Genomic DNA, 13,792 nt, shown 5'->3' on the forward strand with positions numbered 1-13,792 from the left:
GAAACAGTTGTATACAGTTTGTACATATGTATGAGCTAGGTATGGAAGATATTCGTGTGAAGAAAAAAGAAAGCACTCCGCAAATATGCGAAGTGCTTTTAACGGATTCCAAAGAAGTTTTTCACCTTTGTAAATACCGATACCTTTTCTTGTTCAAATGCTTGTAATGGGACATTCTCACCCAACAAACGTCTTGCAATATTACGATAAGCTAACGCTGCTTTTCCGCTCGGTTGCAACGCTACAGGCTCACCTGTATTTGTAGCACGAATAACTTCATCATCATCTTCGACAACACCAAGAAGCTCGATTGACAATGTACGTACGATTTCATCAACATCTAACATATCCTGTTCATGAAGCATATGACTACGCACACGATTAATAACAAGTTTCGGTGGTTCAATATCCTCTTTTTCTAAAAGCCCGATAATACGATCCGCATCGCGCATTGAGGATACTTCTGGCGTCGTAACAACAATTGCTTTATCCGCACCAGCTACCGCGTTTTTAAATCCCTGCTCAATCCCCGCAGGACAATCAATTAATATGTAATCATAATCTTGACGTAATACTTGTATTAATTCATCCATTTGTTCAGGTGTTACCGCTGATTTATCACTCGTTTGTGCTGCAGGTAATAAATAAAGATCATCAAAACGTTTATCTTTAATAAGAGCCTGAGGTAAACGGCAACGCCCTTCAACGACATCAACAAGATCAAATACAATACGATTTTCCAGCCCCATTACTACGTCTAAGTTTCGAAGACCGATATCTGTGTCAATTAAGCACACTTTCTTTCCAGATAACGCTAGGGCTGTCCCAATGTTCGCAGACGTTGTAGTTTTACCTACACCGCCTTTTCCAGATGTAATTACTATTGCCTCTCCCACAGCTATACAATTCCCCTTTCTAACTTTGTTAAATTAGGTCTAAGATGAGTGAGAAGTTGCAGTCGATCGACAACAATGTGATTGTTCTCATTAATATACGCACATTCTGCCGCCTCCGCTCCGTCTTCTTTCTCTTCCGGAGCCCGCATTGCCACATCACTAATTCGAAGTTGCATCGGGTTCATAACAGATGCAGCGATTACAGCATCTGAATCCCCATAATACCCCGCATGTGCAATTCCTCTTAATGATCCTACGACAAAAATATTCCCCCCAGCGATAACCGTTCCGCCTGGATTAACATCACCAATTAACAATAAATTTCCTTTTACATGTAAAACTTGTCCAGAGCGAACAATTTTGGAAATAGGGACGATTTCTGTTTCTTCTTTCCAAGCTATTGCTTCCTCTTTCGTTATAACATCACTTTCAATCGAATCCACAACGAGATTCTTTTTATTACGAATTAACGTACGAATCTCTTCTTGTTGGACTTCTGTTAAATAACGGTTTCCCACTTTCACATGCACTTCAATTAAAGAGCGTCCATCACCATCATAGTAATGTGTAGAAAGCTTTTCATCCAATTCCTTCAATAATTCAGAGAATGAACAACAATCATCTAAATGAAGGGTTATTCCGTCTTTTGTCCCTTTTATTGTTACATTTTGTTGCTTTTTTTCTTCCACTAAAGTTCACCCCACCGATTCAATTCGACATAAAATTAGAAAATCCTTTTTTCTTTTTCTTCCATCGCTTTTGAAAGACGCACTAAATATCGTCTCAGTGGGAAACAAACTATCAATAAGAAAATTGCATTTAGCAATAAAGTAGACAGGAGACGATCTGTGAAAAAGACATACGCCGACATATGAGTACGTCCTAACAAAGTTAAAAATCCATACACATAATACTCTAATGCTACTATGCTAGCTAGTACGATAGAAGTAACAATAAATAAATTCAATTGTAGTACCTTCATCACACTATAAACTAAATAAACTAAAATCGGATACGCAAAAATATATATACCAACAAGTTCCGTGTATACGGTATCAAATAAGAAACCAAATAATAGTCCGTAATAAATCCCTTGGACCGGACTATAGTACACAGTAATAAAACATAACACAATGATAAAGAAATGAGGTGATGCTATACTGTCTTTCCAAAAAACCTCTGTTGGAACAATAGTAGCAAACATATTTTCAAATAGAAAAACAAAAAGGAGCAAAAGAGGAAGAGCTGCTCTTTTTAAAATCTTCATCATCTCTTCTCCCCCTCCTATTCTAATGGCGCTGAAGGCATTGCACGTTTCGCAACTATAACATGCTCTACGTCATTTAAATCAGCGGCAGGTTTTACATAAGCTGTTTTTGTTAAACCATATGGATCCGGCTGAACATCTACGATTTTTCCAATTACAAGACCTTTCGGGAAAATATCACCAAGTCCAGATGTTACAACTAGTTGATCGGTTTTCACCTCAGCATCAGAGCCAATCTTTGTGAAAAGGAGTAAGTGCTTTTCTTTGTCATAACCTTCAATCAATCCAAAGATTTTCTCATTCCCTTGTACGATAGCAGAAACACGATTTGTTCGGCTCATAGAGCTTAATAACTCTACTGATGATGTAAACTGAGATACACTTTTCACTCGTCCAACTAAACCTTGTGAAGTTACTACAGCCATATCTTTTTTAATTCCTTGCTGTGCTCCTTTATCAATTCCAACTAAATCGTACCATTTATCTGGATTACGAGAAACGACAGTAGCTGGAATTTCAGTATAATCACTAGGCAACTCTTTTTTACCAGTTAACTCTTGTAACTTCTTTTTATCATCTTCTAATTGCTTTACGTCACCTGATAACTTTGCATAGTTATCTAATTTTGCTTTTAATTCTTTATTCTCTTCATACGTGCGCTTTACATCCTCTACATTTTCGAAGAATCCAGCTACGTATTTCGCTGGCTTTTGGAATACACGTTCTACAACACCGACAGTGTCTTTAACAAACTGCTCTGGCCATGTTAAACTGTTCCGTTCTTTCAATGAGATTCCAATCAATGCCACGAGAAGAATAATACTAACTAACAAAACAATTAATCTTTTGTTTAAGAAAAACTGTGGCACGTTCACACCCTCTTAATTTCATTGATTTTTATTTTGCAATATTATCGAGCAGCAGTTTTGAAAAGATCGATATTGTCTAATGCTTTACCTGTTCCAATTGCTACGCAATCTAATGGGTCTTCTGCAACAAGAACTGGCATATTTGTTTCTTCACTAATTACTTTATCTAAGTTACGTAGTAATGCTCCGCCACCTGTTAATACGATACCACGGTCCATAATGTCTGCCGCTAATTCAGGTGGAGTTTTCTCTAACGTATTTTTAACAGATTCTACAATTGCATCTACTGTATCTTTTAATGCGTCTGCAATTTCTTCTGGTTGAATTAGTACTGTTTTTGGTAAACCACTTACTAAATCACGACCGCGAATTTCCATAGGTTCGATACCTTCTGGCTCGCCTGCAGAACCGATTTCTAATTTTAATGCTTCAGCTGTTCTTTCACCGATCATTAAGTTGTAGCTTTTCTTAATGTACTGAATGATTGAATCGTCCATATCATCACCAGCAACACGAACTGATTGACTTGTTACAATACCACCTAACGAAATGATTGCAACTTCTGTTGTACCGCCACCGATATCAACAACCATACTACCAGTTGGTTCCCAAACAGGTAAGTTCGCACCAATTGCTGCTGCAAATGGTTCTTCGATAGGATAAGCATCACGAGCACCAGCTTGACGAGTCGCATCGATTACTGCACGTCTTTCTACAGCTGTAATACCAGATGGTACACATACCATTACATATGGTTTACGTGAGAAGAATCCATTTGATTTTTGAGCTTGTTGAATGTAGTATTTCATCATTGTTGCTGTTGTTTCGTAATCAGCAATTACACCGTCTTTCATCGGGCGAAGTGCCACAACGTTTCCTGGTGTACGACCAATCATTTGTTTTGCATCGCTACCTACAGCAACGATTTGTTTCGTATCAGTTTGTAACGCTACTACTGAAGGTTCACGTAAAACTACACCTTTTCCTTTTACATATACAAGCGTGTTCGCAGTTCCTAAATCTATTCCAAGATCGCGAGTAAAGCCACCAAATCCAAACATATTATTTATCTTCCTTTCTTGTTTTCACGGACTCATTTTTTCTTACTTTATATTATAAAAACAGTACGTTTTTTATATCTTTATCCTTTTTGTAGATAATTTTCTACAAAAAACTCATAAATCACATTATAAAACAAAATAAGTAAAAAGCATAGTCTTAAATATGACCTTTTTCCTTTAAACTCACGAATTTATGGTCACCTATTATAATATGATCGAGCACTTCAATTCCGATAATCCGACCGCATTCTACTAAGCGTTTTGTTACTTCAATATCTTCTCGGCTCGGCGCCGGATCTCCTGAGGGATGGTTATGGAGACATATAATCGAGGCTGCCGCACGGCGAAATGCTTCTTTAAAAACTTCTCGCGGGTGTACAATTGACGTATTTAAACTTCCAATAAAAATCGTTTGCCTATGTATAACCTGATTCTTTGTGTTCAAATAGAGACATACAAAATGCTCCTGTTGCAAGAAGCGCATTTCTTCCATCATATATCTGGCGCAATCTTCCGGGCTTCGAATGCTGTATCTATTTTGATATTCTAAACGCACCATTCTTCTACCGAGTTCAAAAGCAGCGATGAGCTGTGATGCCTTCGCAACTCCAACACCATGTATACTCACTAACTCTTCTAGCGTTGCGTCTTTCAACATACGTAAACCATCAAAATGATGCAAAATTTTATCCGATAACTTTAAAACTGTTTCTTCTTTAGAACCTGTTCTGAGTAACACTGCAAGAAGCTCCCGATTGGATAAACTTCCAGCCCCTTCTAACAATAAACGCTCCCGTGGCTGTTCTTCTTTGACAACATCACGAATACCGTTCATTTCTCCACCCCTTTATTTGTTCTCTCAAAGAAAATCCCATGCAGTTTTACGCATGGGTTACATCAATATTAAATTGTTTTAATTCCCGAACAAGACGTGAAATTGGTAACCCAACTACACTATAGTAGTCCCCTTGAATATGTTGAACAAAAATAGATCCTTTACCTTGAATCCCATAACTTCCTGCTTTATCCAAAGGTTCTTTTGATGCAATGTATGTGTCAATTTCCTCTTCTGTTAATTCCCAAAACGTAACTTCTGTACGCTCGTAAAAAGTGACTGTTTTGTCCTTTGCTATAATTGCAACACCTGTATACACCTCATGTGTTTTCCCTGATAATAATTGCAACATTTCTTTCGCCTCAGCCCCATTAGATGGCTTTCCAAGAATACGCGACTCATATGTAACGATTGTGTCTGCACCTAACACAATATAATCACTGTTATTTTCTGCTACCGCAGATGCTTTTTGCAGGGCAAGGGACATAACAATATCAGAAGGCGATGAATACGCACCAATCGTTTCTTCTACTTCACTTACAACAATTTCAAATGGTACACCCGCTAACTCAAGCAATTCCTTCCTGCGAGGTGATCCTGAAGCTAAAATAATTTTTTTCATATTTTCTCCTTCCTTTCTCACATGAAGCAGAATCATTTATATCAATCGTATCAAAGGAATAGTTTGTCCACAAATAAAAGAAATATTATTTTCTCTAAACAAAATAATACTTCCTTACTAAAACACGATTATATTCCTGTCATAGAGAAAGCACTTTACTCTAAATTCAAAAGAAAAGAAAGAAGCCTCTACACTTCTTCCTTCGTCATTTCATTATCCTATTATTTCACCTTTTGTGAAACAATTTTTTCGTATGAAAGTATACCATCAATGATAACTTGATTTAATTTCGCTAAAGATTCCTTATCATCTTTTCCGTCCTTCACTGTTTGCACAGCTACCGACGTATACATATACAATTTCTTCGCTTCTTCCTGCTTCATACTTTTCCCTTCTTTTTCAATCGCTTTCCACTCTTTTTCGATTTCACTTATATCTTTTGCATTACTTTTTTCACTAGCTTGTACGCTAGAAGCATATTTTGCTAAATGAGTATATAATGGCTGTACTTTTGTTAAAAACGCCCCGATTTCTTTATCATCTTTAAGTAACGCTTTATCTATTATATCCCAGTCCTTTTTCAATACGGAGACATTATCTTTTTTATACTGCGTCATTAATTGGTTTATGCCTTGTTCATCGCTAGCAATACCAACAACTAATGCATACTTATCACCGCTCGGTTTTAAGGCTGCTACACCTCCATTACCTTTCCACTCTTCAAGAGCGGCCTGTCCCTTTTCTTCAGAAGAATAGATTCCTCCTTGAACAAAAAATAATTTCATTGGATCTAATGACGTTCCTGTCTGTGCTTTTGTTTTTTCCTCTTTTGGTGCTGGTGTTTGTTCTGCCGTTCCACCCACCTTTGATTCTTCCTTTCGCATCTGCTTCGAAGCTGTTACTTCGCTTCCTCCTGTCGCACCTTGTCCTTTCAGTAACTGTAGCATCCCCATCCCAAACGCCGTACCAATAATAATTGCAGTTGCAACGATTGCAATTAACGTATTGCTCCACTTCTTTCGATTTTTTTCCGTAGACGCTACTTTCAATTTTTGAAACGGAACAACGTTTTTTGGCCTTTCACTTTCTACTACCATCCAGTCAAATTCATCTTTCTTCTTCTCCTCATACTTCGCTTCTGTTCCATTCACTTTCACTGAGATCGTTCGTGATTGCTTGTCCATACACTCACACCTCACCTCTTATCGTTGTCCGCATCATATCATATTCATTTCACAAAAAAACGAGATATTTGTCAGAGGAATTCGCCAAATAACCCTATATATTTATCTTATATGTATGCATTTGACTTCATTTGTAGAACAAAAAAACTAGATAGCAAAGACTATCTAGTTTTTCTCGCGAATATATTTTCGAACTTCCGAAATGAAATAAAGGGAACCTGTTATGATAAAAACATCATTTTCTCCAAGCATTTCAACCTTCGTATCAATTGCCTCTTTCCAATTTTCAAAAACTAATTTTGACTCTTTCTTTGCATACGATGCAAGCTCGCCTGCTAAAATAGCACGATCAAAGGCGAATGTTGTAAAAATAATTTCATCGGCGATGGTTTCTAATTGACCTACCATATTGTGCAATTGTTTATCACCAAGGGCAGTAAATAAAACTATTACATTTTTATCTTTGTAATGTGATTCTACCGTTTTCACAAGACTTTCAATACCTTCTGGGTTATGAGCACCATCTATAATAATATCCGGATTACTTTGCAGTTTTTCAAAGCGCCCCACCCAATACGCTTCCTGTAATCCAGTTCTTATTTCTTCTTCCTCAATTAAAAATGATAAGTATGTTTTTACATACATGACTGCCATAAGTGCAAGTGCTGCGTTTCCTACTTGATGGCTGCCTTTCATTGTGATTCGCACATCTTCAAAAGAGGCGAAAGGACAAGTGAAATCGAACTGTTCTCCATCTTCACTAGACTGTTTATGTAACGCTGTAAAATGGTTGCCCATCTCGTATAAGTTTGCATGATTTTCCTTTGCAACTTTTTGAATGACTTGCAACGCTTCCTCATCTTGCACACCAGTAATAACCGGAACACCAGATTTAATAATCCCCGCCTTTTCATATGCAATTTCTCCTAATGTATTACCTAAAATATGCATATGATCGTGACCGATATTCGTAATAATCGTGAGAACTGGATGAATCACATTCGTAGAATCAAAGCGCCCTCCAAGCCCTGTTTCAAATAAAACAACATCACAGAAATTAACTTTACCGAAATAACAAATTGCCATAACAGTAATAATTTCAAACTCAGTCGCTTCCCCTAAATCCGTCTCATCTAGTTTTTCAACGACTGGCTTTACCATCTTTACAAGTTCAGTAATCTCTTCATCTGCAATTGGTGTTCCGTTCACACTAATACGCTCGTTAAATGTTTCAATATAAGGGGAGGTAAAAGTTCCTACCTTATATTTTGCACCTTCTAACATGTAGCGCATATATGTTAACGTTGAACCTTTTCCATTTGTACCAGCAAGGTGAACACATTTTATGTGACGCTCTGGATTTCCGAGCTCTTCTAGCATCCATCTCATTCTTTCTAATCCCGGTTTAATACCAAATTTCAATCGGCTATGAATCCAACCTATCGCTTCTTCGTATGTATGTATCACGTATGCTTTCCCCTTTCAAAAGACAACCTTCATCATTCTATTATACGCAAAGAAAAGAGACTCACCAATATAGTGAGTCTCTAAAAAACATTTTTATTTCTCAAGATCCGCTAGACGTTGACGAACTGCTTCGCGTTTTTCTAGGTAATCTTGCTCTTTCGCACGCTCTCCTTCAATAACTGCTGCAGGAGCTTTCGCTACGAAACCTTGGTTTGAAAGTTTCTTCTGTACACGTTCTACTTCTTTATCGAACTTCTCAAGCTCTTTCTCAAGACGCGCTCTCTCTTCATCAAGATTGATAAGATCAGCTAACGGTAAGAATAACTCTGCACCTGTTACGATTGCAGTCATTGCTTTTTCTGGCGCTTGTAAGTCCGTTTGAATTGTTAATTCGCTTGGGTTACAGAAACGCTCAATGTAAGAGCTGTTTTTCGTAAGTTGAGCAAGTACAGCCTCATCTTTTGCTTTAATTTGCATTTGAACTTTTTTGCTCATTGGCGTATTAACTTCTGCACGAATGTTACGAACAGAGCGAATGATATCAACTAGAAGGTGCATTTCTGCTGCAGCTTCTGTATCTTGTAAATCTTCGCGAACTGTTGGCCACGCTGCTACTGTAATAGATTCGCCTTCGTGCGGTAAATGTTGCCAAATCTTCTCTGTTACGAATGGCATGAATGGGTGTAATAGACGCATTGTTTGGTCTAATACGTAAGCTAAAATAGAACGAGTTGTTTTCTTAGCTGCTTCATCTTCACCGTATAGAGGAAGTTTCGCCATTTCGATGTACCAGTCACAGAAATCATCCCAGATGAAGTTGTATAATGAGCGACCAGCTTCACCGAACTCATATTTATCCATGTTACGTGTTACGCTTTCGATTGTTTCATTTAAGCGAGTTAAAATCCACTTATCTGCAACTGATTTTTCACCAGTTAAATCGATTTCTTCATATTTCATGTCATCCATGTTCATTAATACGAAACGTGATGCATTCCAAATTTTATTAATGAAGTTCCAAGTAGATTCTACTTTCTCCATGCTGAAGCGTAAATCTTGACCTGGTGCACTTCCTGTTGATAAGAAGAAACGCATTGCATCTGCACCGTACTTCTCGATAACTTCCATTGGGTCAATACCGTTACCAAGAGATTTACTCATTTTACGTCCTTGCTCATCACGAACTAAACCGTGAATTAATACATCTTTAAATGGACGCTCGCCTGTAAACTCTAAACCTTGGAAAATCATACGAGATACCCAGAAGAAGATGATGTCATAACCAGTTACTAGTGCATCTGTTGAATAGTAACGCTTGAAGTCTGCTGCATCTTCATTTGGCCAACCAAGTGTTGAGAATGGCCATAGTGCTGAACTGAACCATGTATCAAGTACGTCGTTATCTTGATTCCAGTTTTCAATATCTGCTGGTGCTTCTGTACCTACGTATACTTCACCAGTTTCTTTATGATACCAAGCTGGAATGCGGTGTCCCCACCATAATTGACGAGAAATACACCAGTCGTGAATATTTTCCATCCAACGTAAATATGTGTTTTCGAAACGCTCTGGTACGAACGTTACTTTCTCTTCTTCTTTTTGCTGAAGCGCTACTGCCTTCTCAGCAAGTGGAGCCATTTTTACGAACCATTGTGTTGATAAGTAAGGCTCAACAACTGCACCACTACGCTCACTATGACCTACTGAATGCATATGAGGCTCGATTTCTACTAATACGCCCGCTTCTTGTAAATCTTTTACTAACGCTTTACGGCACTCGAAACGATCCATACCGTTATACTTACCAGCTTTTTCGTTCATCGTTCCATCTTCGTTCATTACTAAGATACGTGGTAAGTCATGACGGTTACCTACTTCAAAGTCATTCGGGTCATGAGCTGGCGTAATTTTTACAACGCCTGTTCCGAAATCTTTTTCTACGTACTCATCAGCAATAATCGGAATCTCACGGCCTACGATCGGAAGTGTAACTGTTTTTCCGATTAAATGCTTGTAACGATCGTCTTCTGGATGAACCGCTACCGCTGTATCACCAAGCATCGTTTCTGGACGAGTTGTTGCAAGACGAATGTGACCAGATCCATCTGTTAACGGATAGTTCATATGGTAGAATGCACCTTGAACTTCTTTATGAATTACTTCAATATCAGAAAGAGCTGTGCGTGTTGCCGGGTCCCAGTTGATAATATATTCACCGCGGTAAATTAAGCCTTTTTCGTATAATTGAACGAATACTTTATTAACCGCATCAGATAAACCTTCGTCTAATGTGAAACGTTCGCGAGAATAGTCTAGTCCTAAACCAACTTTCCCCCATTGTTGACGAATGTGAGAAGCGTATTCTTCTTTCCATTCCCAAGCCTTTTCAAGGAATTTCTCACGGCCAAGATCGTAACGTGAAATACCTTCTTCACGAAGTTTCCCTTCTACTTTCGCTTGTGTTGCGATACCCGCATGGTCCATTCCTGGAAGCCACAATACATCGTAACCTTGCATACGCTTCGTACGAGTTAAAATATCTTGAAGAGTTGTATCCCAAGCATGACCTAAGTGTAACTTACCAGTTACGTTCGGAGGTGGAATTACAATTGTATACGGTTGTTTCTTCTCGTCTCCTGTTGCTTCAAAATATTTGCCTTCTAACCACCAATGATAAAGGCCTTCTTCAACGGACATATGATCATATTTAGTTGGTAAATTCTTTTCCGTGTTTGACATTATTTTCCCTCCTTAAAATAAAAAATGCCCCTCATCCAAAAAAGGACGAGGGACATCGCGGTACCACCTTTATTTACAAACAAATTCAGGAATTTGCTTATACTCTTAATTTGATAACGGACAAATCCGTCTTTTCCTAATGAGAACTATTCCGTTCAGAAAAGATGCTCCAGGGCTACCTTCTAACATAACTATCTAGAGAATCTCCCAGCTAATGATTCTCCTCTCTGAAGACGTTTCTTGTTATACTCTTCCCCTTCAAGGCATTTATATGATTGTTAATTATTATATACAATAGTGTAAAAAACGAAACCTTATTCGTCAAGATAAATTTGAAACTACGACTTTTATCTCTTTATAGAATTGTTAAAAAATACAGATTTGTTATTTATCATTTTTCTCTAACTGTTCCCCCTTTTTTTGAATCCCTATTAAAAATATAATGATAAATATTATATATACAACCAATCCTTGACTAGAGAATAAAATTCCTTTTATCTTTGTATCTAACCAAATAATAAAATAAGAAAATAAAATTACATTTAATAACGCAACCAAAAGATTTAATATCGCTTTATTTCTAACACGAATACTATGTAGTAGTGATATTACCTCATATGGAATCATCCAAAAAAAAGTTCCAAGCGAAAAAAATACAATCGATTTCCACTCCAATATACGTATGCCTAAAAATGATATTAAACTCAATAAATAGATAAAAAAAGAGACACTAACTATATAAAAACAAATAATAATAAAAGCAACACTAGCAAAACTAAATATTTCTCGCATTATACTCCCCCTTATAAATAAAAACATAATGTTCCCCGTACTTTAATTAAGATACGGGGAACATTATGTTTTATAACACAAACGCTACTATAATTTTAGCCAAAGCTTTAGCTACATCATCAGGTAAGCCAACGGATCTAAGCCCACTTGCTACTACTAATATTGATACTTCTGTAATTTCATCTAACTTATCTGCAATGGCTTTAGATTTGGAACGAATTATACTCGCGTTTGCTTTACTAAAAGGTTTTATGATTTGTTCCAGTAACCATCCACCGCTTCTAAAAGCAACAGAAATAGATTTAAGCTTGACCCCATGAGCTGTATAATCACCTTGACTATTATAAACTTGATAAGACGAATTCACCGGAGTCTGTTCAATTTTTTTCGGAACAGATGCTGTTGCAGCAAAAGTGTTAGTAGACGGTATAACAACCAATGAAAACATAGTAGCAGCTGATAAAACGAGTATAGGTTTTTTGATTTTTTTCACAATAAAAGCAACTCCTTATAAAATGTTTTTATTACACGTGGTAAATTCTACAAAAAAAAACCATTTATCCTTCTTTTTTGAAAATAAATACAAAAAATTCTAAAAATTACCCTATCTTTAAATACAGCCATAACGGCGTTAGAAATCCCTCTTATTTCGGATTGTTTCTCCCACCGTATCCCTCTCCTAAAGTAGATGAATATAACTATTAATCATCATATAAAAAAACAAAAACATTCCAGTAATATAAACGACTCTTTCAGCATTAATTAAATTGCCAGATGCTTTTATATTTCGATGATAATCCACATCCAAATCCTTGCAAGTCCTTTACACAATTAGAAAATGAAAAACTGTAAATCACTATAGATATCAACCCAATACAAAGAAGATGACTTCCGCCTCAACAGAAATCATCTTCTTTGTATTACATATTTTTTCGAAATATTCTTTAATAAATTAAAGCACCCTCTACTTACCTTCTTTATCCGTTCCCTTGCTGGGCAGCTTGTAATTGCGAAAGGAAATATTCTATATTACTAACGAGCCAATGCGCTTGTTGCAAACTCTTTACTCCGAGAAGTTCATTTTCCTCATTACGCCGCTCTCTTCTTTTCTTATAAGACTGGATTTGCCGAATAAATTGCGATGGATACGTCATATACGCAAACATGAGTAGTTGCTCTTCTTTCGTAAAAGGGAAATTTTTTTGATACATTTGATACCATTCAAACCGATCACTTCGCGCAATTGGATATGTGTTTAAAGACCGAGAATAAAAGCCTACAATATCTTGCACAGGTGTTGCAAACTTCGATTTTTCTAAACTAATAAAATAGCCATTCCGTTCATAATCAAATAAAAAATGATTAAGCGATACGTTACCATGTACAAAAGTAATACGTGTTTTTTCTTTTTCTTTCATCGCATCGTTCCACTCATTTAATTGCTTCGTTGCAAACTCACGCGCCCTCATTACATGATGATAGTACGTACAATATTGCAATTCAAACGGAGACATATACCACTTCGCTTCAGATTCTACAAGAAACTCTTCTAACATCTCTCCATCACTTTCCCAGCGATCGGATATATTTGTATAATGTTTTTCTAAATCCTCTTCTGTATACGTTTCTTCTTTTACCGTTTTTTGATGCAACGTTCCGAGAGTCTGAAACATTTTATGGTATTGATCATTATCCTCGCCGTTCCCTTCCGCACGCTCTAACCAAGGCATTAAATAATAATTATACGTACCGTCACTTAAAATATAATTTCCGTCCGTCGCATGGTATATAGGTACATAATTTGAAAAACCTTTCTCCTTTAAATATTGAATATGGTGCAGAAAGTTATTCCGCTCTAACTTCCTGCCTTCTATTTTCTTGAGCGCATATGGACCTTGATTCGTATAAATTTTCGTCACGCTTCCGTGTTCTTCCATATGCTGCGTATCCAATCTATATTGCCTTACAATGGGTTCATAGCGATTTCGTAATTCCATATCCATACGAATAACCCTTTCTATTCAAAACATAGCCTTTAGAAAAATAAGTGAGTGAAAACA

At 37.0% G+C, this 13,792-nt stretch carries 13 protein-coding genes and 1 other annotated feature; all 13 genes read right to left on the reverse strand.

All coding sequences use genetic code 11. The features are described 5' to 3' along the window. Nucleotides 1–98: 98 nt before the first annotated feature. Nucleotides 99–896, reverse strand: coding sequence for a septum site-determining protein MinD (minD, locus tag ACTFNE_RS03720; RefSeq protein ID WP_000503311.1), 798 nt, complete (start codon nucleotides 894–896; stop codon nucleotides 99–101). Between the two features lie 2 nt (nucleotides 897–898). Continuing rightward, entirely contained in the window at nucleotides 899–1,585 is a 687-nt protein-coding gene (gene minC, locus ACTFNE_RS03725; RefSeq protein WP_000391517.1) for a septum site-determining protein MinC, read from the reverse strand. Between the two features lie 35 nt (nucleotides 1,586–1,620). Next, complete coding sequence (gene mreD, locus ACTFNE_RS03730) at nucleotides 1,621–2,166, reverse strand: rod shape-determining protein MreD (protein ID WP_046198099.1); 546 nt, start codon at nucleotides 2,164–2,166, stop codon at nucleotides 1,621–1,623. A gap of 14 nt (nucleotides 2,167–2,180) precedes the next feature. Then, nucleotides 2,181–3,032 carry a rod shape-determining protein MreC gene (mreC, locus tag ACTFNE_RS03735; RefSeq protein ID WP_046198100.1) on the reverse strand — a complete coding sequence of 284 codons (852 nt, stop codon included), beginning with the start codon at nucleotides 3,030–3,032 and terminating at the stop codon, nucleotides 2,181–2,183. A 41-nt stretch (nucleotides 3,033–3,073) separates the two neighbouring features. Then, a complete protein-coding gene (gene mreB / locus ACTFNE_RS03740; protein ID WP_000466737.1) occupies nucleotides 3,074–4,093 on the reverse strand; it encodes a cell shape-determining protein MreB in 1,020 nt (339 codons plus the stop codon). A gap of 157 nt (nucleotides 4,094–4,250) precedes the next feature. Beyond that, nucleotides 4,251–4,928: a DNA repair protein RadC gene (gene radC / locus ACTFNE_RS03745; RefSeq protein ID WP_046198101.1), complete on the reverse strand. Its 678-nt coding sequence runs from the start codon at nucleotides 4,926–4,928 to the stop codon at nucleotides 4,251–4,253. Between the two features lie 46 nt (nucleotides 4,929–4,974). Continuing rightward, entirely contained in the window at nucleotides 4,975–5,550 is a 576-nt protein-coding gene (locus ACTFNE_RS03750; RefSeq protein WP_061132104.1) for a Maf family protein, read from the reverse strand. A 221-nt stretch (nucleotides 5,551–5,771) separates the two neighbouring features. Further along, nucleotides 5,772–6,734: a stage II sporulation protein B gene (locus tag ACTFNE_RS03755; RefSeq protein WP_270705126.1), complete on the reverse strand. Its 963-nt coding sequence runs from the start codon at nucleotides 6,732–6,734 to the stop codon at nucleotides 5,772–5,774. Nucleotides 6,735–6,899: 165 nt separating this feature from the next. Then, nucleotides 6,900–8,201, reverse strand: coding sequence for a bifunctional folylpolyglutamate synthase/dihydrofolate synthase (locus tag ACTFNE_RS03760; RefSeq protein ID WP_270705125.1), 1,302 nt, complete (start codon nucleotides 8,199–8,201; stop codon nucleotides 6,900–6,902). Nucleotides 8,202–8,294: 93 nt separating this feature from the next. Then, nucleotides 8,295–10,940 carry a valine--tRNA ligase gene (locus ACTFNE_RS03765; RefSeq protein ID WP_270705124.1) on the reverse strand — a complete coding sequence of 882 codons (2,646 nt, stop codon included), beginning with the start codon at nucleotides 10,938–10,940 and terminating at the stop codon, nucleotides 8,295–8,297. A gap of 38 nt (nucleotides 10,941–10,978) precedes the next feature. Further along, nucleotides 10,979–11,211: a binding site (T-box leader), on the reverse strand. Between the two features lie 113 nt (nucleotides 11,212–11,324). Continuing rightward, nucleotides 11,325–11,732, reverse strand: a complete 408-nt coding sequence (locus tag ACTFNE_RS03770; protein WP_001206774.1) for a hypothetical protein — start codon at nucleotides 11,730–11,732, stop codon at nucleotides 11,325–11,327. Between the two features lie 70 nt (nucleotides 11,733–11,802). Next, nucleotides 11,803–12,225: a hypothetical protein gene (locus ACTFNE_RS03775; RefSeq protein ID WP_000721399.1), complete on the reverse strand. Its 423-nt coding sequence runs from the start codon at nucleotides 12,223–12,225 to the stop codon at nucleotides 11,803–11,805. 484 nt (nucleotides 12,226–12,709) lie between these two features. Further along, on the reverse strand, nucleotides 12,710–13,735 hold the full coding sequence (gene ysxE / locus ACTFNE_RS03780; protein ID WP_000367000.1) for a spore coat protein YsxE: 1,026 nt from the start codon (nucleotides 13,733–13,735) through the stop codon (nucleotides 12,710–12,712). Nucleotides 13,736–13,792 lie beyond the last annotated feature (57 nt).

It is taken from the genome of Bacillus cereus group sp. MYBKT111-2 (genome assembly GCF_051915205.1).
Taxonomy (GTDB): domain Bacteria; phylum Bacillota; class Bacilli; order Bacillales; family Bacillaceae_G; genus Bacillus_A; species Bacillus_A paranthracis.